The organism is Craterilacuibacter sinensis (genome assembly GCF_009831765.1).
In the GTDB taxonomy this organism is placed as follows: Bacteria; Pseudomonadota; Gammaproteobacteria; order Burkholderiales; family Chromobacteriaceae; genus Craterilacuibacter; species Craterilacuibacter sinensis.
In genome coordinates, this window is record NZ_WSSB01000002.1 from 1 (window position 1) to 23,349 (window position 23,349).

Consider the following 23,349-nt stretch of genomic DNA (forward strand, 5'->3'; position numbering starts at 1 on the left):
GTCGCCCGTCTCTGCCGGGATGGCAATCTGCATGGTCTTCCTTTCCCTGATGGTTTAAAAATAATCGAATCTTTGCATCCGGCCGAGGCGCATTCGAACGGACGTTTGAAATTTATTTAATACACGTATGTTGCCATTGCGCAATACTTTTATAGTATTGCGACAAATTTACCCTTCAAAGGCTATCCCGCATCTCAGGATGCCAAAGAGTAGAGAAGCCTATCCTGACAGGCTGTGATCAAGATCAGCTAAGCTGTCTGTCAGCATTCGGGTTTTTATGCATGATTGTTGATATTGCGTTGCACAAATAACACAGTTTGACCGGCCACCGCCTTTCAAGACAGTAGGGCTGACCCTGCCTCTCCCGGGAGTTGCTTAATGCATTTATTCGAACACCCACCCGTTCAGGCATGGCCCAGACTGTTTGCCCACCGCCTGGGCGGTGCATTGGCACCGGAAAACACGCTGGCCGGGCTGGAAATAAGCCGCCAATTAGGCATCATGGCCGTCGAGTGCGACGTCAAACTGTCGGCGGACGGTGTCCCCATGCTGTTTCACGACGAGCATCTCGAACGCACCAGTAATGGTCAGGGCCTGTTTGCACTACAAGACCATGCGGCACTGACGCAGCTGGACGCCGGTGCATGGTTTCACCCTGCCTTTGCCGGCGAGCGCATCGCCACGCTGGCGGCGCTGGCAGAACACACCCGGCACAGCGGCATGCGGGTCAACCTGGAAATCAAGCCCTGCCCCGGACGGGAGCAGGAAACGGGGCGTATTGTCGCACAGCAGGCCAGCCTGCTGTGGCAAGGCGAGCACTCGCTACTAATGCTGTCTTCATTTTCACTTGAGGCGCTGCTGGCAGCAAAAGCGGCAGCTCCCGGGCTGCCGCGTGCCTTGCTGATAGAAAACTGGCCGGATGACTGGCCGCAGCAGGCACAGGCCTGTGCCGCCTGTGCCCTGAATGCCAATGAACGGGATCTGAGCCAGGAGCGCGTACTGGCGGTTCAGCATGCCGGACTTGCGCTGATGGCATGGACCGTCAACAGGCCGGAGCGTGCTGCCGAACTCTACGGCTGGGGCATCGATATGCTGTGCAGCGACCGGCCGGAGCGTTTGCAGGCGATCGCCGCAGCGGCTCCAGCCCTAGGCTAAGCCGCTGCCACGCCGGCTTACTTGCCGATGCAAAAGCGGCTGAAGATCACGCCCAAGAGGTCGTCCGGCGTGAATTCGCCGGTGATTTCGGACAGCGCGTTCTGCGCCAGGCGCAGCTCTTCGGCGAAGATTTCCACCTGCTGCCACTCGCTGGTCGCCACAGCCAGATGCTCGCCGGCACGGTGGATGGCATCCAGATGGCGCGCCCGCGCCAGATACACGCTCTCGCCCTCGCCCTTGTAACCGATCAGCTCCAGCAGCTTGCCCTTGAGCAGGTCAACCCCGTCATGGGTCGCGGCCGACAAGTAGACCACCGGATGGCCGTCTTCCTCGTCGACCCGCGCGTCTTCGCCGGCTAGGTCGATCTTGTTGAATACGAACACCCGCGGCAAACGCTCCGGCAGGCGCGCCAGTATCGCCTCTACATTCGGGGTAATACCCTCGCGCCCATCCACCAGCACCAGCGCCACATCGGCGCGCTCGACCGCCGCCCAGGTGCGCTCGATGCCGATTTTTTCCACCACATCATCGGTGTCGCGCAGGCCGGCGGTATCGATCACATGCACCGGCACATCATCGATGATGATCTCCTCGCGCACCGTGTCGCGCGTGGTGCCAGCAATATCGGTGACGATGGCGACATCGTCGCCGGCCAGCGCATTCATCAAGGACGATTTGCCGACATTGGGCTCGCCCACCAGCACCACATGCATGCCTTCACGCAGGATGGCGCCCTGGCGCGCGGTGGCCTGCACCCGCGCCAGCTGGCTACGGATGGAAGCAAGCTTGCCGGTCGCGTCGGCAGCCTTGAGAAAATCGATGTCTTCTTCGGGGAAATCCAGCGTGGCCTCGACCAGCATGCGCAGGGTAATCAGGTCTTCGACCATGGCGTGGATCTCACCGGAGAACGCCCCCTTGAGCGACTTGAGCGCACCGCGCGCGGCGGTTTCCGAGGCGGCATCGATCAGGTCGACCACGCTTTCGGCCTGTGCCAGATCCATCTTGTCGTTAAGGAAGGCACGGCGGGTGAACTCGCCCGGCTCGGCCAGACGCGCGCCCAGCGCCACGCAGCGCGCCAGCAGCATCTTCAGCACCACCGGCCCGCCATGGCCCTGCAGCTCGATCACATCCTCGCCGGTAAAGCTATGCGGTCCCGGAAAGTACAGCAGCAGGCCATTGTCGATGGCCGTGCCATCGGCGGCGAAAAAGTCGGTATAGGTGGCAGTGCGGGGCTTGGGTGTCTTGCCGCCGGAAATCGCCAGTGCAAACGGCAGCAGTTCGCGGCCGGAAATACGGATCACGCCGATGCCGCCACGACCGGGGGCGGTGGCAATGGCGGCGATGGTGGTGGGGGCGTAGCTCAAGTTCATAGTGTGCAATCCGGTTTGCCGGCAGCACTGCCGGCCTGAAACATATCGGGGCTTAAGGCGTTTTATCAGGCAAAGCCGCGCAAGGCTACACGGCCTTGCCTGATAAAAACCAAAAAGCCCGGCCTTGCGGCCGGGCTCTTGCCTTCAAGGCGCTGCCGTCTTAGGACTGCAGCGAAGCCTTGCGGGCGTTTTCAATCTGGCGGTTGATGTAGTACTGCTGCGACATCGACAGTACGTTGTTCACCACCCAGTACAGCACCAGACCGGCCGGGAAGAAGAAGAACATCACCGAGAAGGCAACCGGCATGATCTTCATCATCTTCGCCTGTACCGGATCGGTCGGCGGCGGGTTCAGGAAGGTCTGCACAAACATGGTGATCGCCATGATGGCCGGCAGGACATAGTAAGGATCCGGCTTGGCCAGGTCATGAATCCACAGGATCCATGGAGCCTGACGCAATTCGACCGAAGCCAGCAGCGCCCAGTACAAGCCGATGAACACAGGAATCTGGATCAGGATGGGCAGACAGCCGCCCAGCGGGTTGATCTTTTCCTTCTTGTACATCTCCATGACCGCCTGCTGGAACTTCATGCGGTCATCGCCATACTGCGCCTTCATGGTTTCCAGACGTGGCGCCAGCGCCTTCATCTTGGCCATCGAGCGGTAGGACGCGGCGGTCAGCGGGTAGAACACGGCCTTGACCAGCACGGTCAGCAGCACGATCGCCCAGCCCCAGTTGCCGACAAAGCCGTGGATCTTGGACAGCAGCCAGAACAGCGGCGAAGCGAAGATATATACCCAGCCGTAGTCCTTGACGTAGTTCATGCCGTCAGCCAGCTTGGTGATGGTCGCGTACTCTTCCGGACCGACATACAGCGGTACGGTAATCGACTCGGTCGCACCATTGGCCAGCACCGGCAGGTTCACCATCACACCGGCCGAATACAGGCCGTTACCCAGCTTCTTGATGTCGTAGCTGCAGTCTTCAGCCTTGGCGCAGACACCGTTGCCGTCCAGCGGCTTGGTGATCCAGGCGGAGAAGAAGTAGTGCTGCACCATCGACACCCAGCCGTCGGCGGTGTTCTTGACGTGTTCGCCCTTGCCCTTGTCCAGATCGTCGAAGGTGACTTTCTGGAACTTGCCTTCGCTGGAGTACATCGCAGGACCGGTAAAGGTATGCGCGAAGTAGCTCTCGCCTTCCGGTGCCTTGTTGTCACGCAGCAGACGGTAGTAGGCCGACAGTGGCAGCGGCTTGCCGCTGGCGTTGGTCACATCGTAACGCACGCCGATTTCGTAAGAGCCCTTGCTGAAGGTGTAAACCTTGACCACCTTCACGCCGTTCACTTCCGGTGCGGTCAGCTTGACTTCAACCTTGTCGCCATCAAGGCTGTACGCGGTCTTTTCAGCCGTGAACAGGGTCTTGTGCGTTGGCAGTTGCGGGTCAACCGCGGACAACAGGCCGGTCTGCGCCACATACACGCGGCCGCCCTTGTCGGTCAGCAGATCGAAATCCTTGGCAGGATCTGAAGTCTGACCGTGCTGGGTCAGATCCAGCGCGCGCAAGTCGCCACCCATGGTGTCGATTTCGGCACGCATCACGTCGGTGTTGACCACGATGCGCTGGCCGCTCTCCAGCCTGGCCGAATCGGCCGGCTGCGGAGCAGAAGGAGTATCGGAACCGGTCCGGGTCGCCGTCACAGTCGAAGCTGCTTTTGGCACCGGCTTGGGCGCAAAGAATTCCTGCCAGCCCAGCAAGATTGCCAGCGACAGGGTAATGAAAATGATCAGTCTCTTGGAGTCCATCTCTCTTTTATCCGGAAAGTTCAGGGAACCGGGTCATAGCCGCTACCGCCCCATGGGTGACAACGCGCAATCCGCCTTGCCGCTAGCCAACCACCTTTGCGCGCGCCATGTTTCTGCACCGCCTCGATTGCGTAACACGAACAGGTCGGCAGATACCGGCACCGCGGAGCAATCCACGGACTGATAGCGACCTGATAGAAGCGGATCAGGAGGACGAGGGCGCGCGACATCGCAGCAGTTTAGCAAAGAGTGAGGCCAAAGCCTCGACTGCTTCATGACGATTGTTACGGACGAAGGATAAACGCGCGCGCACCACGTAGTCGTTGCTGCCGAGTTCGTGCTGGTGCAGGCGGAACCATTCGCGTACCGAACGTTTGATGTAGTTGCGGCGATTGGCGCGTTTGGCGGTCTTTTTGCCAACGACGAGACCGACTCGTGCGTGGCCAAGATCATTGGGACGGACGTAGACCTGGAAGAAGGGATTGCTGCGCACCTGGCGCAAACTAAAAACGGATGAAAAATCATCCGTTTTTAACAGCCGGTGCACTCGGCGAAAGCGGAAGCTCAAGGCCTTATACAGACAGACGCTTGCGGCCCTTGGCGCGACGTGCGGCCAGAACGGCACGACCACCACGGGTCTTGTTGCGTACGAGGAAGCCGTGGGTACGCTTGCGGCGGGTATTGGATGGCTGGTAAGTGCGTTTCATGATGGGGTTTCCTGTTTCGAAACGGAAATAAACGCGTGATTAAACCCAGAAACACTGCAACAGTCAACCACTTATTTTTGACCTTCCTGTGGATAACTTTTACAAAAACCATTAGAATGTACAAACTTAAGGCACTGAACCTGCTGCTCAAGTTTTGGACTTGACCCGAAGACAAGCGGGTCAGCATGCAGTGCAGTGCCATCACCCGAATGCCTGTGCCCGCCTTTTCATGGCGAGCGTTTCTTACGCAACCTGCTGCCGTCCCCGTTTTCACGCGATGGCAGCAGGTTTTGCTTGTTAGTGAGTAATGACCGAACTGGATCAAATTTGGCCGGCGTGCCTGGCGCGCCTCGAGGCCGAACTGTCTTCACAGCAGTTCAATACCTGGATCAAGCCCCTCTCTGCCGAAACCGGCGAAGAGAGCTTGGTGCTGCTCGCCCCCAACCGTTTCATCCTGCAATTCATCAAGGACAGGTTTCTTGGTCGCATCGAGGAACTGGTCGGCGAGCTGTCGGGGCTCACCAACGTGGAGCTGCGCGTAGGCGGCAATATGCGCCCGGTGGCGCCGCCCTCCATGGTCAGCAACACCCCGCGGCCCGCGCCGGCGGCGCCCAGCACGCCGACCGTGGCCGAGCAGGCCAAGCAGGCGGCGGTCAAGGCCATCGGCAGCCACGAGAGCACGCGTCTCAATCCCGGCTTTACCTTCGACAGCCTGGTAACCGGTAAGGGCAACCAGCTGGCGCGCGCTGCCGCCTTGCAGATTGCCGAGAATCCGGGCGACCCGGCCTACAACCCGCTATTCGTCTATGGCGGCGTCGGTCTGGGTAAGACCCACTTGATTCAGGCCATCGGCAACCATGTGTTCCAGAAAAACCCGCAGGCCCGCGTGCGCTACATCCACGCCGAGCGCTATGTGGCGGACATCATGCGCGCCTACCAGCACAAGGCCTTCGACGAGTTCAAGCGCTACTACCACTCGCTCGACCTGCTGCTGATCGACGATATCCAGTTTTTTGCCGGCAAAAACCGCACCCAGGAAGAATTCTTCTACGCCTTCAACGCGCTGATCGAGGGCGGCAAGCAGGTGATCATGACCTGCGACTCCTACCCCAAGCAGATCGAAGGCATGGAAGAGCGCCTGATCTCGCGCTTCTCCTGGGGGCTGACGGTTGAAATCCAGCCGCCGGAGCTGGAAATGCGCGTCGCCATCCTGATGAAGAAGGCCGAAGTCGACAATATCAAGCTCGACAACAACGTTGCCTTCTTTATCGCGCAGAACGTGCGCTCCAATGTGCGCGAACTCGAAGGCGCGCTCAAGCGCGTGGTCGCCTACGCCCGCTTCACCAACCAGAGCATCTCGATGGAGCTGGTGAAAGAGGCGCTGAAAGACATTCTGGCCGCCGGCAACCGTCAGGTGACGGTGGACGCGATCCAGAAGACCGTGGCCGAGTACTACAAGATCAAGCTGTCGGATATGCACAGCAAGAAGCGCTCGCGCGATATTGCCCGTCCGCGCCAGGTGGCGATGACGCTGGCCAAGGAGCTGACCCAGCTCTCCCTGCCCAATATCGGCGATGCCTTTGGCGGACGCGACCACACTACGGTGCTGCACGCCTGCAAGACCATTAATGAAATGCGCACCTCGGACCCGGACATCGCCCATGATTACGATGCCCTGCTATCGATGTTGCGCAATTGAACCCTAATCCAACCCCACCTGTTTTGAATCGGGAGCCCTGAGCATGCTGATTTTGCAAGCCGAACGCGATGCCCTGCTGAAGCCGCTTCTGGCCGTGACCGGGATTGTCGAGCGTCGTCATACCCTGCCTATCCTGTCCAATGTGCTGATCGAGAAAAAGGCCGGCGTCGTGAGCTTTCTCGCGACCGACCTGGAAATCCAGATCACCACCGCCAGCCCGGACAGCCTACCCGGCGAAGACTTCCGCCTGACCACCTCGGCCAAAAAGCTGCAGGACATCCTGCGGGCCATTCCCGACTCCACCGTCACGCTGGACTCGCAGGACGGCGGCCGTCTGGTGCTCAAGGCAGGCAAAAGCCGCTTCAACCTGCAGACCCTGCCGGCCGACGATTTTCCGTTTGTCGCCCCCAACGGCGCGGCCGAATCGACCTTCAGCCTGCCGCAGCGCGACCTCAAGCGCCTGCTGTCGCAAGTCCAGTTCGCCATGGCGGTGCAGGATATCCGTTACTACCTGAACGGCCTGTTGCTGCAGACCGAGGGCGACCAGGTGCGTCTGGTTTCCACCGATGGCCACCGTCTGGCCTTTGCCGCCGCGAGCCACGACGGCGACCTGCCCAAGACCGAAGTCATCCTGCCGCGCAAGACCATACTCGAGCTTTACAAGCTGCTGCAGGACAGCGACGAGCTGATCCAGATCGAGCTCTTGAACAATCAGGTACGCTTCAGCTTCGGCAGCACCGTGATCATCAGCAAAGTGGTCGACGGCAAGTTCCCCGACTACAACCGGGTGATTCCGCTGGATAACGACCGCCTGTTCCTGATCGAACGCCTGACCTTCTTGCATGCGCTGCAGCGTGCCGCCATTCTCGCCAACGAGAAGTTCCGCGGCGTGCGTCTGGTACTGAAAAATGGCGCCATGTCCATCCTGTGTACCAATAGCGAGCAGGAAGAAGCCGAAGAAGAACTGGAAATCGCCTACGACGGCGGCGACCTGGAAATCGGCTTCAACATCAACTACCTGCTGGATGTGCTGACCAACCTGCCGGCCGACACGCTGCAACTGGCCTTCGGCGACGCCGGCCGCTCGGCGCTGTTTACCATCCCCGGCAACAGCAACTTCAAATACATCGTGATGCCGATGCGGATCTGATGCAGGCGGGATCCGGGATCAGAGATCCTGGATCCGCTGCCAGTCCTAGCGGTAAGCGTGCTGCCCACGGTGGCACATACCGGGCACCCGATCCCGGGTCCCGGCTCCCGAACAGATAGAATCGAGTAGCAAACAGATGAGCGAACAGGAATACGGCGCAGACAGTATCAAGGTCCTGAAAGGGCTGGACGCGGTGCGCAAGCGTCCCGGCATGTATATCGGCGACACCCAGGATGGCTCCGGCCTGCACCATATGGTGTTCGAAGTGCTGGACAACGCCATTGACGAAGCACTGGCCGGCCACGCCGACACCGTGCGCGTCATCATCCACCCGGACAACTCGATCTCGGTGGAAGACAACGGCCGCGGCATCCCGACCGACATCCACCCGGAAGAAGGCCGCTCCGCCGCAGAAGTCATCATGACCATCCTGCACGCCGGCGGCAAATTCGACAGCAACAGCTACAAGATCTCCGGCGGCCTGCACGGCGTGGGCGTGTCGGTGGTCAATGCCCTGTCCGACTGGCTCAAGCTCAAGATCTGGCGCGACGGTAAAGTCCACGAGATGGAGTTCCGCCATGGCGACGCGGTCGAGCCCTTGACCGTCACCGGCCACAGCAACCACCGCGGCACCGAAGTGCACTTCATGGCCTCGCCGGAAATCTTCGGCAAGATCGAATTCCATTTCGACATTCTGGCCAAACGCATCCGCGAACTGTCCTTCCTCAACGACGGCGTGGCGATCACCCTGATCGACAAGCGTAGCGGCAAGGAAGAAAACTTCGCCTTCTCCGGCGGCGTAGCGGGCTTCGTGCAGTATATGAACCGCAACAAGGCGGCCATGCACCCCAAGCCCTTCTTCGCCACCGGCGAAAAGGACGGCATGAGCGTGGACGTGGCGATGCAGTGGAACGACTCCTATCAGGAATCGGTACAGTGCTTCACCAACAACATCCCGCAGCGCGATGGTGGCTCCCACCTCACCGCCCTGCGCCAGATGATGACGCGCACGCTGAACCAGTACATCGAAGAACACGAAGTGGCCAAAAAGGCCAAGGTCGACACCACCGGCGACGATATGCGCGAAGGCCTGACCTGCGTGCTGTCGTGCAAACTGCCCGACCCGAAATTCTCCAGCCAGACCAAAGACAAACTGGTCTCCAGCGAAATCGGCCCGGTCATCAACGAAGTGGTCGGCGAAGCGCTGCGCAACTTCCTGCAGGAAAACCCGGCCGACGCCAAGATCATCTGCGGCAAGATCGTCGATGCCGCCCGTGCCCGTGACGCCGCGCGCAAGGCGCGCGAGATCACCCGCCGCAAAGGCGTGCTCGACGGCCTCGGCCTGCCGGGCAAGCTGGCCGACTGCCAGGAAAAAAATCCGGCGCTGTCCGAACTGTATCTGGTCGAGGGTGACTCCGCCGGCGGCTCGGCCAAACAGGGCCGTGACCGCAAGTTCCAGGCCATCCTGCCGCTGAAGGGCAAGATCCTCAACGTCGAGCGCGCACGCTTCGACAAGATGCTGGCCAGCCAGGAAGTGGCGACGCTGATCACCGCACTCGGTTGCGGCATCGGCAAGGACGAGTACAACCCGGACAAGCTGCGCTACCACCGCATCATCATCATGACCGATGCTGACGTCGACGGTGCGCACATCCGTACCCTGCTGCTGACCTTCTTCTATCGCCAGACGCCGGAACTGGTGGAGCGCGGCCATATCTACATCGCCCAGCCGCCACTGTTCAAGGCCAAGCATGGCAAGCAGGAACGCTACCTCAAGGACGAATACGAACTTGACCAGTATTTGCTGCAACTGGCACTGGACAAGGCCGAGCTGATCCCGAGCGCCGGTGCCGAGCCGCTGACGGCCGAAGCCATGGGCATTGTCGCGCGCCAGTTCCTGCTGGCCCGCGCCGTGATCGAGCGCGAAAGCCGCGTCATCGACCATCTGGTGCTGGAAGCCATGCTCAAGACCGCGCCGCTGGGTCTGGAAAACGAACACGAAGCCCTCGCTTCGCTGGCCGCACTGCAGGCGCTGCTGCCGGTCGAAGAGATCGAGCTCGAGCTGCTGCGCGACGAAAAGAACGACGGCTACCTGATCAAGGTCATCCGCAAGCTGCACGGCAACGTGATGGTGACGGTGCTGGACCAGAACTTCCTCGAATCGGCCGACTACGCCGAGCTGAAGACCACGCGTGAAATGCTGAACGGCCTGATCGGCGAAGGCGCCGCCATGCGCCGCGGCGAAACCCTGCGTCCGGTCACCAGCTACGGCGAAGCACTGGACTGGCTGCTGGGCGAAGCACGCAAGGGCATGAGCATCCAGCGCTACAAGGGGCTGGGCGAAATGAACCCGGGCCAGCTGTGGGAAACCACCATGGACCCGAGCGTGCGCCGCCTGCTCAAGGTACGCATCGAAGACGCCATGGGCGCCGACGACGTGTTCACCACGCTGATGGGCGACAACGTCGAACCACGCCGCGCCTTCATCGAAAGCAACGCGCTGATCGCGCGCAATATCGACATCTGATCAGACGGGGTGACGGTAGGGGGGGGTTAGGCCAAAGGCCGTAACCCACCAGCGACCACCCGCCAGACAGACAAAGGCCAGCCTGCAACGGCTGGCCTTTTTTGCATCTACACCCCGTCGGGCTGGTTTCCGTGATCCGTAGTTTGCGGAGTCCGCTGCGCGGACGTATTTGAGTGCCGCTTCCGCGCGGCGAACGGGGACTTGCCTGCTACCGTACGAGTGGCTTGCACCACCAACAACCAGCACCAACACGCAATCAGGACACTGCCCTTGTACCAGCTAAAAGAAACCAATTTCCCAGACCCGGTATTGGCCAACAAATCGGCAACGATCTACCGCTGCGTACAGCGCAGCAGGAAAGAATATGGCGATGGCGGAGAAGGCTTTGCTGCCAGCCTCAGCCGTCAGGATGCCGCAGTGTGCAATATCGTCCGCGCCTGCAACGCCGCACTCGACATGGGCCAACATCTGATCCGCCGCGAGCGGTTGGGCATCCCGCAAAGCGCACGCGATGTGTTTGCTCTGCTGGCCCAAGGCGGCTGGATAGCCACGGCGCTAGCCGACTCGCTCAAAAAAATGGTCGGCTTTCGCAATTTTGCAGGCAAGGAATAAGTGTTAGCTCACTAGGATTGTGACTGTTTTGGCGGAACATCTGCCATCAGATGAAAAGCAAGGCCAAAGGCCTTGCCTCTCTATCACTAAGCTACTTTCACGGGAATCGGAAAACCTCTCAATCCGTACTGTTTCGCGTACAACTTCCGACCATTCTTCAGGGTAATAAAAGCTCGAAACTGTATCTTGTAGCCTTCAGGTAGTGGTAAATCCAACTTCAACTGTCGCATAACACTCATCTCAGGGAAACTTGGAACAGGCAGCAGTGCGCGAGGCGTACTCCGCCACGCTTGTACTTGCCAAGAGTTGCAGATCACCATCACCACAGAGATGTGTAAATTTGACAGCATCTCTGTGGATTAAGGTTCTCAGTCAGGAGACCCTGCGCTTGGCCTGCGAGAGTGCGCTACCAGCAGCAGACTTCGAGGCCGCACAGGTACGACCATCCCTCAGAACAGAGGACGCGGCAGATGCGGCAGATGCTGATGTTTGCTTTTTAGGTGCACCAACTTGAGATAGGGCACTACCAGCTGCCGTTTTGGAGCTTGCTCCCGTGGAAAAGCTGTTGAGTGTTTTCGAGGCTGCAGTAGCAGCTTTTGGATTAGTAACTTTTGAATGGCTCATGAGATTATCCTCATATGAAGTGGTTAACGTCTGAGAAGACAACCAATTGCGATAACCTCATTCCCGATGTACTCTAGTGATCCCCATCAAAAGAGCGGTTTAAGGTATCAAACGGTATCTTCTTCAGCCACCAAAGGCCAGCCTTTCGCTGGCCTTTGGTTTTTGTGTCACGCACCACTAAACACAATATATTGTGCTTAGTTGATTACGCATTACCAATGCTAGCAACAACACAGCATCTCCTCAACTCTTCCATGCAAGTTATCCACATCTAGTGCCAAATTTGGCCTATTCTCATCAATATGACGCCAGAGCTAGAGTCCGAACTCCTGAAAGACAAATCGCATACCGCGCTATGTGAATATCTTGCTATGAAAATTCGGCGTGAAAGAAGACTACGCGAGGAGACTCAAGAAGAGTTTGCCAAGCGTGCTGGGATTTCCTTGCGCACATTCAAACGCCTTGAAGCTGATGGAAAAGCGCATCTAGAGACATTTCTGAAGGCGCTGATTGCCTTGGAGAAAAGCCGAAATTTACAGCTACTCTTTCCTGTTACCTCAAACCAAACGGGCAGCGAATCACTTGAGGCTCGACTGGTGGCCCTACAGGAAAAGCAAAGAAAGCGTAGAGGCAACTAAGCCCTAGCTTATGGATATTGGTGGATAGGTAATCCCTCTTGAAATCAGCGGCGCCCAAAAGTAGCGTTTTTTACTCACAGCAGGAGACCTGCTGGAATTTGATGTTTCTGGAAATTCCATTAATTCTTCGTTGACGTATTGCCCCCATAGCAATACGTCAACGCCCCCTCCCACGCAGGACCGCTTCTTGCTTAAGATCAACTGCCCCCACATCCGGGAGCAGCTTCGTCGGCCACCATCCCGGCCAGACGGACGTGATACGCAAGGAGATCCCCATGCCCACCGAACCGCTGACCTTTCTCGTCACCCGCCGCGTGGACCCTGCGCGGCAGCAGGACTTCACCCGCTGGATGCTGGCCGGCGAAACGCTGGCCGGCGGCTTTGACGGCTTTCTGGGCGCCGGCCTGTTTGCGCCGCCGCCGGGCGACAACACTTGGCAGATCGTGTTCCGCTTTGCCGATGCCGCCAGTCTTGAACTGTGGATGCACGCACCGGAACGCAGCGACTGGCTGGCCAGCGGCACCCATCTGGTGCAGCAAAGCGACATACGCTGTGCCAGCGGGCTGGATGGCTGGTTTGTCTCACCCCCGCCGCGCTGGAAACAGGCGGTGGCGGTGTGGCTGGCGTTTTTTCCGGTGTCGCTGCTGATGAATGCGGTGCTGGGCGAGTGGCTGGCCGGCCTGCCGCTGTTACTGCGGGTGCTGCTGTCTACCCTGCTGCTCACCCCGCTGATGGTGTGTGTGATCATTCCGTGGGTAACCCGCTTGCTGGCAAACTGGCTGCAGCCCGCCTCCCCGGCATACCCAAGGCAACACCCCGGCCTGCCATAAAAGGCGGGGTGGCCGCTGTATATAGGAGAGGACCGGACTTGCCAGCTGGCGCGGGTGCCGGTTTTGCCCATTCTGGGCCGCCCAGACGATAAATAGCAGGCAAGCGCAGGGGGCGGAGCAGGTCCATGAAAAGCATCATGGCATACGGACTACTTGTCCGTCCCCTTTCCCCGAGCCGATCGTAGCGCTACAATCCTCTTCTTTCGCATACTGTCTGCGGCGCATTCTGCACAGCCGGCAAATCTCAAGCACCACTAAAATAGTGGCGATGTCCCAATTACACGTTGGTGTTGATTGCATGCGATGTGCGCTATCAGTGCGTCAGCCACCCATCCCCGTTAGGCTCGCGCCGGCGCAAAAGACGCTGGCGAGGTCTTAAGCTGGGCTTTGTTTGAGCGATTCGACGATAGCGAATCGCGAGTTGGCCAGCGCCTCGCCAGCGTCTTTTGCGCCGGGGTTTCGCGAGACTTCGGGGGCGCCGGGGATGCAAGGGGCCGGGCGCGTCCGGCCCCTGCCCGCATGCCGCGCGGAAGCGGCAAGTAAAAAACTCGTCCGCGCAGCGGACACAAAGTCCAAAACCTATCTACGCCAACTCGTCACTGGGACATAGCCAAAATAATGATGGAATTAGCCACACCGGGCTTCCTGTTCCCTGCCTTGTGCATGCTGCTGATTGCCTATACCAACCGCTTTCTGGCACTGGCCGGCATCATTCGCAACCTGTGCAAAGACTACCAGAGCACCCGGGACCGCAAGATCATCCTGCAGATCAGCAGCCTGCGCCGCCGGCTGCGCCTGACGCAATACATGCAGCTTTGCGGCATGGCCGCACTGCTGGGCTGCGTGCTGGCGCTGCTCGGCATCCTGATGCAGTGGTCGCACTATGCCTATTACAGTTTCAGCGCCAGTATCAGCCTGATGCTGGTATCGCTCTTGCTGTCGCTATACGAGCTGAAGCTTTCCTCCGATGCGCTGAATATCCTGCTGGCCGGCTTGCTGGAGCAAAGAGGCTGACTGCGTGCTTATGCCAGCATCGCAAGCCCGCTCCCCAGCAGCAGCAAGGCGACCAGCCGCCGTAGTCCCGGCCCTTTGCTGGCCGCACCCCGATGCAGGCCAAGCCGGCTTGCGCCCCAATAGACCGGCAACAAGAACAGGGTTGGCAGCAGCAAGTCGGGGTTAAAGACGCCACCTGGCACCGAAACCAGCAAGCGCAGCAGGCCGCAGCCAGCAAAAACCAGCATCAGCGTGTCGCGCACACGCTCCGCGGGCAAGCCCAGCTGGTAGAACAGCAGCACCAGCGGCGGGCCGGCGGTCGCAAACAGCCCGCCCATCAGACCGGACAGCGCGCCGCAACCCAGCTTGACCCAGCGCTTGCCGGCCAATGTAGCCAGTGGTGGCGGCCACAATATGGTCAGACTGGATAGCACCACCACCAGACCCAGCAATTTTCCCAGCCAGTAGATGGCATCGCCGGACAGCGCGCCAAGCAGCCACAAGCCGAGCGGCACCATGGGCAAGGCCGGCAAAACACCCCATGCGAACAAGCGCCAGTCCGGTGCCAGCCGGCCGCGCCAAAGCAGCAGCAGGGCACCGGCCAGTGTGAGGCTGTTCACCAGCTGCGATGCATCGGCAATGCTTAGCAGCCCCAACTGGGTCGACAGGGCTAGCAGTACCAGACCGAATGCAAAGCCGGTCAATGACTGCAAATAGGCCGCCAAGGCAACAACGGCTGCTAGCAAGCCGCCCTGTATCACGCTTGCCAATGGCCAGGCCAGTAAAGCGCTCATTCTTCCTGTTCCCCGTTCTTCAGATAGATACCCGATCTGCCCCTGTTTTTGATCCAGATCAGCAAACCCGCCGTTTATGCCCGCGATATGGCATTCAACATTTGCAGCGCTACTATAAAACCATAATAATAGCGCTATTATTTTTTAAGTCATCCATCCTGACATACCAACTAAAGGACTGCATCATGAATAAGACCCTGATCGCCACCTTGCTGGCTATCGCTTGTGGCAGCGCCGGCGCCGCCGAACTCGACCTGCGCACCGGTTACGATACCGGGATGGACAAGTGGTTTTCGCGCGCCCTGATCGGCCACCAGTGGAGCTCCGGCATCGGCGGCTGGACTGAACTCACGGCAAACCAGAGCTCCGGCTCCGATGAAGGCTACGACAGCTTCACCGCCGGTGATAACGAGGCGGGTGTTTATTACAACTACAAGCTGAACGACCAGCTGTCGCTGGTTCCCGGCGTCGCCCATGTATGGAACAGCAATGGCTCCGAGACCCGCCCCTATATGGAACTGCGCTGGAAGCTGAGCGAAACGCTCTCGATCAACCCGCGCTACCGCTACCAGCAGGGCCACATCGACACCAATAGCGCGAACGAAAAGGTCAAGGCGCACAACTACTCGATCTGGGCAACCTGGAAAGCCAATGACCACGTCCACTTCTCGCTCAACCCGGAATACACCAAGCGCGTGTCCGGCCCTGACTTCAACAAGTTTACCGGCGATGACATGTTCGAACTGGGCCTGCAGACCCGTCTCGTCAGCGTCAGCAAGGACTTCACCCCGTATTTCGACATCCGCTATGTCGACAAGGGCGACAAGAAAGGCCAGGAAGTGAACCGTACCTGGGTACGTGTCGGGGTCAAGATTCCGCTGTAAGCCACGGCTACAGCCTTATGCCTGAAATTGCATGACAAGGGCGGCAGGTCTCCTGCCGCCCTTTATTATGCCTGTCGGCAAGAGCGGCCGGCCGTTGCCTGCCACGTGATATTGCACAGACGGTAATGCTTGCATCGCCATATTCGTAGCGCTATTATTGAGGCATCAAAAAATACATCGCAACGCTGCGAAAGCAGATACCGAGGAATTCATAGCATGTCGGAAAAGAAAGAACTGAGCGAACTGCGCAGCCAGCGCTGGTATGCGCCCAACAGCATTCGTGCCTTTGCCCACCGCCAGCGTACCCAGCAAATGGGGATGCGCCGCGACGAGTTCATGAACAAGCCGGTGATCGGCATCATCAACACCTGGAGCGATATGTCTCCTTGCCACTCGCACCTGCGCGAGCGGGCCGAGGCGGTGAAGCGCGCGGTATGGGCGGCAGGCGGCTATCCGGTCGAACTGCCGGCACTGTCGGTAGGCGAGGTGCTGGTCAAGCCGACCACCATGCTGTATCGCAATTTCCTGGCGATGGAAACCGAAGAATTGCTGCGCTCGCATCCGATTGATGGTGCCGTGCTGCTGGGCGGTTGCGACAAGTCGACGCCAGCGATGCTGATGGGCGCCATCAGCATGGATATTCCGATGCTGTTCTGCCCGGCCGGCCCGATGTCGAACGGCAAATGGCGCGGCACCACCACCGGCGCCGGCACCCATACCAAGAAGTACTGGGACGAGCTGCGTCTGGGCAATATCACCCAGCATGACTGGGTCGACCTCGAAGGCGCGATGACCCGCTCGATCGGCACCTGCAACACCATGGGTACCGCCTCGACCATGACCTCGATCGCCGATGCGATCGGTTTCATGCTGCCGGGCGCATCCAGCATTCCGGCTGCCGACAGCCGTCACCCGCAAATGGCTTCCGCCTGCGGCACCCGCATCGTCGAAATGGTGTGGGAAGACCGCAAGCCGTCCAAGTGGCTGACCCGCGAACACTTCCTCAACGGCGTCGCGGTCTACATGGCGCTTGGTGGCTCGACCAACGCCGCGATCCACCTGATCGCGATGGCCCGCCGCGCCGGTGTCGAGCTGACACTGGACGATATGGCCGAAATGGCGACCAAGGTGCCGGTACTGGCCAACCTGTTCCCCTCCGGCGACAAGCTGATGGAAGACTTCTTCTTTGCCGGCGGCCTGCTGGCACAGATGAAGAAAATCGAGCAGTTCCTGCACACCGACTGTGCCGGCGTTTCCGGCAAGCCGCTGAAAGAGCTGCTGGCCGATGCCAACTGCTACGACGACGAAACCATCCGCGGCCTGGACAACCCGGTTGTTGCCCTGGAAAAAGGCGCCACGCTGGCCGTGCTGCGCGGCAACCTCGCGCCGCGTGGTGCGGTGATGAAGTCTTCGGCTGCCAACCCGAAGTTCCGCAAACATGTCGGCCCGGCGCTGGTGTTTGATACCCATCAGGAACTGTCCGACCGCATCGATGACCCGAATCTGGATGTGACCGAAGACACCGTAGTGATCCTGCGTAACGCAGGTCCGGTTGGTGCGCCAGGCATGCCGGAATGGGGCAACCTGCCTATCCCGAAGAAGCTGCTGGAAAAAGGCGTGCGCGATATGGTGCGCATGACCGATGCGCGCATGAGCGGCACCCACTACGGCAGCTGCATCCTGCACGTCACACCGGAAGCTGCAATCGGTGGCCCGCTGGCACTGGTGCGCACCGGTGACCTGATCGAGCTGGATATTGCCGCAGGCTCGCTGAACATGATCGTCGACGACGAAGAGCTGGAGCGCCGCCGCACCGAGTTCAAGCCGGTTCACCACCAGTACGCCCGCTCGTTCGCTGCGCTGTATCAGCAACACGTGACCCAGGCTGACGAAGGCTGCGACTTCGATTTCCTGCAGTCGCCATCCGCTGTGCGCGAACCCGACATTTTCTGATTTGGAGAGACTGATGAACCTTCCCCTTAACCAATTCAAGGCCTGGATGCAAGAACGCCGCAAGCCGGTTCCGCTGGGCACCTGGATGATGACCCACAGCGCACAGGTATCCGAAGCGATGGGTTTTGCCGGTTTCGACTTCCTGGTGCTCGACATGGAACACGTACCGGTCGATTCGGCCGATGCGGTCACCATCATGCGCGCACTGGAAGGCACGCCGACCAAGGGTGGCCAGATTGTGGTCCGTCTGCCGTGGAACGACCCTATCATCGTCAAACGCTTGCTGGACGGCGGTGCAACCACGCTGATGTTCCCGTTCATCCAGAATGCAGATGAAGCACGTAGCGCGGTCGCATCGACCCGTTACCCGCTGGATGGCAATGGCGGCACCCGCGGCTGCGCCGCAGTGCACCGCGCCAGCCGCTATGGCGCGATCCCCAACTACCTGAAAACAGCCAACGATTCGGTTTGCACCATCATGCAGATCGAAACACCTGAAGCATTGGCTAACATTCCTGCCATCGCGGCGGTTGAAGGCGTGGATGCCGTCTTTATCGGCCCGGGCGACCTGTCGGCCAATATGGGCTATCTGGGCAACATCGCCAATGAAGATGTGCGTCACGCGCTCAAGACCGGTGTGGATGCGGTACACGCGGCAGGCAAGCCATGCGGCATCGTACTGGGCAACCCGGAAATGGTGCGTTGGGCGATCGAACTGGGTTACGACTTTGTTGCCATCGGTTCCGACATGAGCATGTTGCTGGCCCGTGCCAAAGAGCAGATCGCTGCCGTACGCGGCGAAAAGCAGCAACAAGCTGCCGGCGGGGTGTACTAAGAACATGACGCCCGCGCTGACCACCCTTAAAAATGGCGACCTTGAAGTCTGCTTGTGCCCGTCGCTCGGCGGCGGGCTGGCGGGTTTCAGCGCGGCCGGCATCCCGCTGCTGCGTGAATGGAATGGCGAGGCCAGCGTACGCCGCATGGCCAGCTATCCGCTGATTCCCTACTCCAACCGCATCGCCAACGGCCGCTTCGATTTTGGCGGCAAGGCACAGTCGCTGCGGCTGAACTTCGGCGACCATCCCCATCCGCTGCATGGCCTGGGCTGGCAGCGCGAGTGGACGCTGGAGCAGACCGCGGATGCCTCCGCCATCATGCGCCTGGCACACCGCCCCGAACAGGATGGTGCCGATGACTGGCCCTGGGCATTTGATGCGACACAGACCTTCACCCTGACCGCCAGCAGCCTGACGGTCACGCTGGCCTACCATAACCTTGCCGACAGCGTGGTGCCGGTCGGGCTGGGCTGGCATCCCTTCTTCCCGCGCACGCTGGATGGACGGGACGCGACACTGGAATTCAGCGCCGACGGTGTATGGAAGATGGACGAACATGCCCTGCCGTGCGCCCTGGAGGCCATACCGGCCAAATGGGACTACCGGCAAGCCCGCCCTCTGGGCCAGCCGGGTCTGGATAACTGCTTCGCGATGTGGCACGGCGAAGCACGCATCGCATGGCCAGGCAGCAACATGGCCATCCGCATGAGCGCCAGCGAAGAGCTGGGACACCTGGTGGTGTTCACCCCGGCAGCGCCGGCGGACTTTTTCGCGGTCGAGCCGGTCAGCCATGCCAACAATGCCATCAATATGAGCAACCCTGCCATTCATGGCATCAAGGAAATCGCCGCAGGCGCAACACTCGAAGTCACGATGCGCCTGACTATAGAAAGGAATGCAGCATGAGCTATCAGGTTGAATCCGTACTCAACGCACAAGCCCATCTGGGCGAGTGCGCCATCTGGTCCGAGCGCGAGCAGGTGTTTTACTGGGTCGACATTCTGGCTCCGGCCCTGAACCGCTTCGATCCGGCCACCGGCGAAAACCGGGTCTACCCCATGCCGGCGCATATCGGCTGTTTTGGCCTGCGTGAAAACGGCGGCTTTATCGTGGCCCTGCGTAACGGGATCTTCCTGACCGACGCCGAAGGCAATATCGAAAAGCAGGTCGGCGACAATCCGACCGACCACAGCAAGAGCCGCTTCAACGACGGCCATGTCGACCTCTCCGGCAACTTCTGGGCTGGCACCATCTGGGAGCCGCGTGACCACAAGGGCGGCAAGCTGGTCCGCGTCAAGCCCACGGGCGAATGCGAAGTGATGGCCGGCGATGTGCTGGTCTCCAACGGTCTGGGCTTCAGCCCGGATGGCAAGTGGATGTTCCACACCGACACGCCTAACCATGTGCTGTACCGCTATCCGGTCGACGCCGACGGCAACATCGGCGAGCGCGAAGTATTGCGCGAATTCGAGCGCGGAACCGGCGGCCGTCCGGATGGCGCGGCTTTCGACAGCGAAGGCTATTACTGGACCGCGATGTTCGATGGCGGCCGCGTGCTGCGCATCCACCCGGAAACCGGCGAGACGGTAGACGAAATCAAGCTGCCGGTACGCTGGCCGACCATGGTGGCTTTCGGCGGCCCCGATCTCAAGACGCTTTACATCACCTCCAGCCGTGAAAACCGCAGCGCGGAAGAGCTGGCCGAATACCCGCTATCCGGCAATGTATTTGCCGTGCGCGTGAACGTTGCCGGCCGGCCTGAGCCGCTGTACCGCGGCTGATGGATTCAGGTGGCGCCCAAGGCGCCACCGCACCGAATTTAATTTAGAGGAGCAAACAAATGAAAATAGGTTTTATCGGTCTGGGACTGATGGGCGAAGCGATGAGCCTCAACCTGGTAAAAAAATCCGGCCACCCGGTATCCGTATTCGACCTTGACCCGGCCAAGGTTGCCATCCTGACCGCTGCCGGTGCGACTGCCGCCGCCTCCATCCGCGAAGTAGGCGAGACCTGCGATGTGGTGATCTCGATGGTGCCGAAATCCGAGCATGTACAAGCGGTATACCGCGAACTGCTGCCGGTTGCCCGCGCAGGCCAGATCCTGATCGACATGTCGACCATCGACGTGGCGGTTTCGGTCGAACTGTCCGCACTGGCTGCCAAGACCGGCGCCATCATGCTTGACGCACCGGTAGTCAAGAGCGTACCGGCAGCCAAGGAAGGCACGCTGGGCATCTATGTAGGTGGCGACAAGGCCAGCTTCGAACAGGTCCAGCCCATCCTCGCCTGCATGGGCAACAACATCATCCATCTGGGTGACAACGGCCGCGGCCTGGTGATGAAGCTGGCACACAATGTGTTGGTTGCCGAGATCCAGAACGGTGTCAACGAAATGCTGACCGTTGCCCACGAGTTCGGCATCTCTACTGCAGACTTCGCGACGGCCGTATCCTATGGCGGCGCCAGCAACTTCTACCTGACCAGCAAACTGAATGCGCTGAAGGCCGAGGATTACACCACCGCCTTCTCGCTGGAAAACATGGGCAAGGACATCGACTGCATGGTTCGCATGGCCGAGCCTAAAGGCCTGAAGCTGCCGGGCGTACTCAACTGCCAGAGCGTCTACAACTTCGCCATCGAAAACAGCATGGGGCGCGAAGACTTCTGCGCTTCCATCAAGGCTGTCAAGCTGCGCGCGCACTGATGTTTGCCGGGCTGCGTCCGCCGCAGCCCGGTTTTTCCGAAAGGTTATGGCATGCAACTCATCGCCTTCGACGGCGGCTTCGAAATCCGCCACGACACACAGCAACTGTTTCTCCACAAGGCCGGCTCTCCGGCCTTCTTCGTTGGCTGCGGCATCGAGAAAATCGAGATGTACCGTGGCAATTTCGACATCGAAGACTACCTCGAGTCGCGTATCGCCCTGACTCATGCCCGGATCGAGGGCAACCGGATCGCCCTGTCCACGGCTCCAGACCAGACGGCACTACTCACGGCTACGCTCAAGATCGACGGCGACGATTTCAAATTCACGTTCGAGACGCACGACCCCCGGCTCAACCGTTTCTGGCTGCGCCTGCCGGCACAGAAGCAGGAACATGTCTGGGGCTGTGGCGAGCAGATGTCCTACTTCGACCTGCGCGGCCGCCACTTCCCGCTGTGGACCTCCGAGCCTGGCGTCGGTCGCGACAAATCGACCGAAATCACCTTCAAATCCGATGTGACGGGCAAGGCCGGCGGGGACTACTACCACACCAACTACCCGCAACCGACCTTCATCTCCTCGCGCAGGTACGCGGCCCATATCGAAACCACCGCCTATGCCGACTTCGATTTCCGCCACGAACATTTCCACGAACTGCAGGTGTGGGCGGTTCCGGACGCGCTGGAAATCCGCAGCGGCAAGACTTTCCTCGACCTGGTCAGCAAACTGTCCGAGCGCTTCGGGCGCCAGCCTAAGCTACCCGAGTGGGTCTACAAGGGTGCCATCCTCGGCCTGAAGGGCGGCGAAACCAATACCTTCACCCGCCTCGACAATGCTCTCAACCATGGCATCAAGGTGTCTGCCGTGTGGAGCGAGGACTGGTGCGGACTGCGCCAGACCAGCTTCGGCTCACGCCTGTTCTGGGACTGGAGCTGGCAGGACCATCAGGCGCGCTACCCCAACCTGCCGCAGAAGATCCGTGAACTGGAAGCGCGCGGCATTGCCTTTATGGCCTATGCCACCCCCCATCTGTGCAGTGACGGCGCTCTCTTCCCCATCGCCGAAGAGAAGGGCTACCTGGCGCTGGATGATAGTGGCAAGACCGCGCTGGTCGATTTCGGCGAGTTTCACTGCGGCATCATCGACCTGACCCTGCCGGAAGCCGCCCAATGGTATGGCGACACGGTGATCCGCAAAAACATGCTGGAGATGGGCATCAAGGGATGGATGGCCGATTTTGGCGAGTACCTGCCTACGGACAATGTGCGCCTCGCCAACGGTGTGGATGCCAAGCTGATGCACAATGCCTGGCCTGTGCTGTGGGCCAAGTGCAATGCCGACGCAGTCGAGGCCGCCGGCCAGACCGGCGAGGCTCTGTACTTCATGCGTGCCGGCTACACCGGCACACAGCGCTACTGTCCGCTATTGTGGGCAGGTGACCAGAGTGTGGACTGGAGCCGCCACGATGGCCTCGTCACCGTAATCTCCGGCGCACTGTCTTCGGGCATGCTGGGCAATGCCTACCACCACAGCGATATCGGCGGCTATACCTCGCTCTTCGGCAACCGCCGCAGTAAGGAACTGTTCGAACGCTGGGCGGAAATGGCCGCCTTCACCCCGGTGATGCGTACCCATGAAAGCAACCGCCCCGGAGAGAACTTCCAGTTCGACCACGATGCGGCCACCCTCGCCCATTTCGCCCGCATGACCCGCATCTACTGCCATCTGGCGCCCTACCTGAAACAGTTGTCCGCCGAAGCTGCGGACAAGGGCTATCCGGTCCAGCGCGCAATGCTGTTGCATTTCGAGCATGACCCGGAAACCTACGCCAACCAGGAGCAGTACATGTACGGCCCGGATCTGCTGGTCGCACCGGTGCACAAACCGGGCGTCGCCGAGTGGACCAGCTATCTGCCGGCAGGAGAAGACTGGGTGCACGTCTGGAGCGGGCGCAAGATCACCGGCGGCCAGCGCATCACCCTCCCCGCGCCGATCGGCCAGCCGCCAGTCTTTTACCGGGCACACAGCCGCTGGGCCGAACTGTTTTCAGAACTGGCTGCACTTTAAGG

At 60.0% G+C, this 23,349-nt stretch carries 21 protein-coding genes; 15 read left to right on the top strand and 6 right to left on the bottom strand.

Annotated features, from left to right (window positions below):
• The first annotated feature begins 378 nt into the window (after positions 1 to 378).
• Positions 379 to 1,155 (top strand): glycerophosphodiester phosphodiesterase, encoded by a 777-nt coding sequence (ugpQ, locus tag GQF02_RS02535; protein ID WP_160794635.1) that lies wholly within the window; start codon positions 379 to 381, stop codon positions 1,153 to 1,155.
• Between the two features lie 17 nt (positions 1,156 to 1,172).
• On the opposite strand, the gene mnmE is transcribed toward ugpQ, so the two are convergent.
• From mnmE to rpmH, 5 genes are all read right to left on the bottom strand, one after another.
• Complete coding sequence (gene mnmE, locus GQF02_RS02540; RefSeq protein WP_407924821.1) at positions 1,173 to 2,519, bottom strand: tRNA uridine-5-carboxymethylaminomethyl(34) synthesis GTPase MnmE; 1,347 nt, start codon at positions 2,517 to 2,519, stop codon at positions 1,173 to 1,175.
• 166 nt (positions 2,520 to 2,685) lie between these two features.
• Positions 2,686 to 4,329: a membrane protein insertase YidC gene (gene yidC, locus GQF02_RS02545; RefSeq protein ID WP_124735583.1), complete on the bottom strand. Its 1,644-nt coding sequence runs from the start codon at positions 4,327 to 4,329 to the stop codon at positions 2,686 to 2,688.
• 20 nt (positions 4,330 to 4,349) lie between these two features.
• Entirely contained in the window at positions 4,350 to 4,559 is a 210-nt protein-coding gene (yidD, locus tag GQF02_RS02550; RefSeq protein ID WP_124735582.1) for a membrane protein insertion efficiency factor YidD, read from the bottom strand.
• The gene (gene rnpA, locus GQF02_RS02555; RefSeq protein WP_124735581.1) at positions 4,535 to 4,897 is read right to left on the bottom strand and encodes a ribonuclease P protein component; all 363 of its coding nucleotides are present in this window, start codon (positions 4,895 to 4,897) and stop codon (positions 4,535 to 4,537) included. The genes yidD and rnpA overlap by 25 nt, the downstream gene beginning before the upstream one ends.
• A gap of 4 nt (positions 4,898 to 4,901) precedes the next feature.
• Positions 4,902 to 5,036 (bottom strand): 50S ribosomal protein L34, encoded by a 135-nt coding sequence (rpmH, locus tag GQF02_RS02560; RefSeq protein WP_124735580.1) that lies wholly within the window; start codon positions 5,034 to 5,036, stop codon positions 4,902 to 4,904.
• Between the two features lie 307 nt (positions 5,037 to 5,343).
• On the opposite strand from rpmH, the gene dnaA reads away from it, so the two are divergent.
• The 7 genes from dnaA (at position 5,344) to GQF02_RS02595 (ending at position 14,130) form a co-directional block, all read left to right on the top strand.
• Positions 5,344 to 6,735: a chromosomal replication initiator protein DnaA gene (gene dnaA / locus GQF02_RS02565; protein WP_124735579.1), complete on the top strand. Its 1,392-nt coding sequence runs from the start codon at positions 5,344 to 5,346 to the stop codon at positions 6,733 to 6,735.
• Between the two features lie 43 nt (positions 6,736 to 6,778).
• Positions 6,779 to 7,885, top strand: a complete 1,107-nt coding sequence (gene dnaN / locus GQF02_RS02570; protein ID WP_124735578.1) for a DNA polymerase III subunit beta — start codon at positions 6,779 to 6,781, stop codon at positions 7,883 to 7,885.
• A gap of 136 nt (positions 7,886 to 8,021) precedes the next feature.
• Positions 8,022 to 10,412, top strand: coding sequence for a DNA topoisomerase (ATP-hydrolyzing) subunit B (gyrB, locus tag GQF02_RS02575; RefSeq protein WP_160794639.1), 2,391 nt, complete (start codon positions 8,022 to 8,024; stop codon positions 10,410 to 10,412).
• Positions 10,413 to 10,682: 270 nt separating this feature from the next.
• Entirely contained in the window at positions 10,683 to 11,024 is a 342-nt protein-coding gene (gene hepT / locus GQF02_RS02580; RefSeq protein ID WP_160794641.1) for a type VII toxin-antitoxin system HepT family RNase toxin, read from the top strand.
• Between the two features lie 995 nt (positions 11,025 to 12,019).
• Complete coding sequence (locus tag GQF02_RS02585) at positions 12,020 to 12,286, top strand: UDP-N-acetyl glucosamine 2-epimerase (RefSeq protein ID WP_160794643.1); 267 nt, start codon at positions 12,020 to 12,022, stop codon at positions 12,284 to 12,286.
• Between the two features lie 275 nt (positions 12,287 to 12,561).
• Positions 12,562 to 13,116, top strand: coding sequence for an antibiotic biosynthesis monooxygenase (locus GQF02_RS02590; RefSeq protein WP_160794645.1), 555 nt, complete (start codon positions 12,562 to 12,564; stop codon positions 13,114 to 13,116).
• A gap of 618 nt (positions 13,117 to 13,734) precedes the next feature.
• Positions 13,735 to 14,130 carry a DUF2721 domain-containing protein gene (locus GQF02_RS02595; RefSeq protein ID WP_160794647.1) on the top strand — a complete coding sequence of 132 codons (396 nt, stop codon included), beginning with the start codon at positions 13,735 to 13,737 and terminating at the stop codon, positions 14,128 to 14,130.
• 8 nt (positions 14,131 to 14,138) lie between these two features.
• On the opposite strand, the gene GQF02_RS02600 is transcribed toward GQF02_RS02595, so the two are convergent.
• Positions 14,139 to 14,903 carry a sulfite exporter TauE/SafE family protein gene (locus GQF02_RS02600; RefSeq protein WP_160794649.1) on the bottom strand — a complete coding sequence of 255 codons (765 nt, stop codon included), beginning with the start codon at positions 14,901 to 14,903 and terminating at the stop codon, positions 14,139 to 14,141.
• 185 nt (positions 14,904 to 15,088) lie between these two features.
• Between GQF02_RS02600 and GQF02_RS02605 the strand changes: the two genes are divergently transcribed.
• The 7 genes from GQF02_RS02605 to GQF02_RS02635 all read left to right on the top strand — a co-directional run bounded on the left by GQF02_RS02605 (position 15,089) and on the right by GQF02_RS02635 (position 23,347).
• Entirely contained in the window at positions 15,089 to 15,787 is a 699-nt protein-coding gene (locus GQF02_RS02605) for an oligogalacturonate-specific porin KdgM family protein (RefSeq protein ID WP_160794651.1), read from the top strand.
• Positions 15,788 to 16,003: 216 nt separating this feature from the next.
• Positions 16,004 to 17,740: an L-arabinonate dehydratase gene (araD, locus tag GQF02_RS02610; RefSeq protein ID WP_160794653.1), complete on the top strand. Its 1,737-nt coding sequence runs from the start codon at positions 16,004 to 16,006 to the stop codon at positions 17,738 to 17,740.
• Positions 17,741 to 17,753: 13 nt separating this feature from the next.
• Positions 17,754 to 18,575, top strand: a complete 822-nt coding sequence (locus tag GQF02_RS02615) for an HpcH/HpaI aldolase family protein (protein WP_220789301.1) — start codon at positions 17,754 to 17,756, stop codon at positions 18,573 to 18,575.
• Between the two features lie 4 nt (positions 18,576 to 18,579).
• The gene (locus GQF02_RS02620; RefSeq protein ID WP_160794655.1) at positions 18,580 to 19,482 is read left to right on the top strand and encodes an aldose 1-epimerase; all 903 of its coding nucleotides are present in this window, start codon (positions 18,580 to 18,582) and stop codon (positions 19,480 to 19,482) included.
• Positions 19,479 to 20,357 carry an SMP-30/gluconolactonase/LRE family protein gene (locus GQF02_RS02625; RefSeq protein WP_160794657.1) on the top strand — a complete coding sequence of 293 codons (879 nt, stop codon included), beginning with the start codon at positions 19,479 to 19,481 and terminating at the stop codon, positions 20,355 to 20,357. Before GQF02_RS02620 ends, GQF02_RS02625 begins: the two co-directional genes overlap by 4 nt.
• Before the next feature lie 59 nt (positions 20,358 to 20,416).
• Positions 20,417 to 21,280, top strand: a complete 864-nt coding sequence (locus GQF02_RS02630; RefSeq protein WP_160794659.1) for an NAD(P)-dependent oxidoreductase — start codon at positions 20,417 to 20,419, stop codon at positions 21,278 to 21,280.
• A gap of 51 nt (positions 21,281 to 21,331) precedes the next feature.
• On the top strand, positions 21,332 to 23,347 hold the full coding sequence (locus GQF02_RS02635) for an alpha-glucosidase (RefSeq protein WP_160794661.1): 2,016 nt from the start codon (positions 21,332 to 21,334) through the stop codon (positions 23,345 to 23,347).
• The last annotated feature ends 2 nt before the right edge of the window (positions 23,348 to 23,349 follow it).

Bases quoted from the DNA above. Each gene is read 5' to 3' on its own strand.
- ugpQ (WP_160794635.1), top strand. From the start codon at position 379: ATGCATTTATTCGAACACCCACCCGTTCAGGCATGGCCCAGACTGTTT.
- yidC (WP_124735583.1), bottom strand. From the start codon at position 4,329: ATGGACTCCAAGAGACTGATCATTTTCATTACCCTGTCGCTGGCAATC.
- yidD (WP_124735582.1), bottom strand. From the start codon at position 4,559: ATGTCGCGCGCCCTCGTCCTCCTGATCCGCTTCTATCAGGTCGCTATC.
- rpmH (WP_124735580.1), bottom strand. From the start codon at position 5,036: ATGAAACGCACTTACCAGCCATCCAATACCCGCCGCAAGCGTACCCAC.
- dnaA (WP_124735579.1), top strand. From the start codon at position 5,344: ATGACCGAACTGGATCAAATTTGGCCGGCGTGCCTGGCGCGCCTCGAG.
- dnaN (WP_124735578.1), top strand. From the start codon at position 6,779: ATGCTGATTTTGCAAGCCGAACGCGATGCCCTGCTGAAGCCGCTTCTG.
- gyrB (WP_160794639.1), top strand. From the start codon at position 8,022: ATGAGCGAACAGGAATACGGCGCAGACAGTATCAAGGTCCTGAAAGGG.
- GQF02_RS02585 (WP_160794643.1), top strand. From the start codon at position 12,020: ATGAAAATTCGGCGTGAAAGAAGACTACGCGAGGAGACTCAAGAAGAG.
- GQF02_RS02590 (WP_160794645.1), top strand. From the start codon at position 12,562: ATGCCCACCGAACCGCTGACCTTTCTCGTCACCCGCCGCGTGGACCCT.
- GQF02_RS02595 (WP_160794647.1), top strand. From the start codon at position 13,735: ATGATGGAATTAGCCACACCGGGCTTCCTGTTCCCTGCCTTGTGCATG.
- GQF02_RS02600 (WP_160794649.1), bottom strand. From the start codon at position 14,903: ATGAGCGCTTTACTGGCCTGGCCATTGGCAAGCGTGATACAGGGCGGC.
- GQF02_RS02605 (WP_160794651.1), top strand. From the start codon at position 15,089: ATGAATAAGACCCTGATCGCCACCTTGCTGGCTATCGCTTGTGGCAGC.
- araD (WP_160794653.1), top strand. From the start codon at position 16,004: ATGTCGGAAAAGAAAGAACTGAGCGAACTGCGCAGCCAGCGCTGGTAT.
- GQF02_RS02615 (WP_220789301.1), top strand. From the start codon at position 17,754: ATGAACCTTCCCCTTAACCAATTCAAGGCCTGGATGCAAGAACGCCGC.
- GQF02_RS02620 (WP_160794655.1), top strand. From the start codon at position 18,580: ATGACGCCCGCGCTGACCACCCTTAAAAATGGCGACCTTGAAGTCTGC.
- GQF02_RS02625 (WP_160794657.1), top strand. From the start codon at position 19,479: ATGAGCTATCAGGTTGAATCCGTACTCAACGCACAAGCCCATCTGGGC.
- GQF02_RS02630 (WP_160794659.1), top strand. From the start codon at position 20,417: ATGAAAATAGGTTTTATCGGTCTGGGACTGATGGGCGAAGCGATGAGC.
- GQF02_RS02635 (WP_160794661.1), top strand. From the start codon at position 21,332: ATGCAACTCATCGCCTTCGACGGCGGCTTCGAAATCCGCCACGACACA.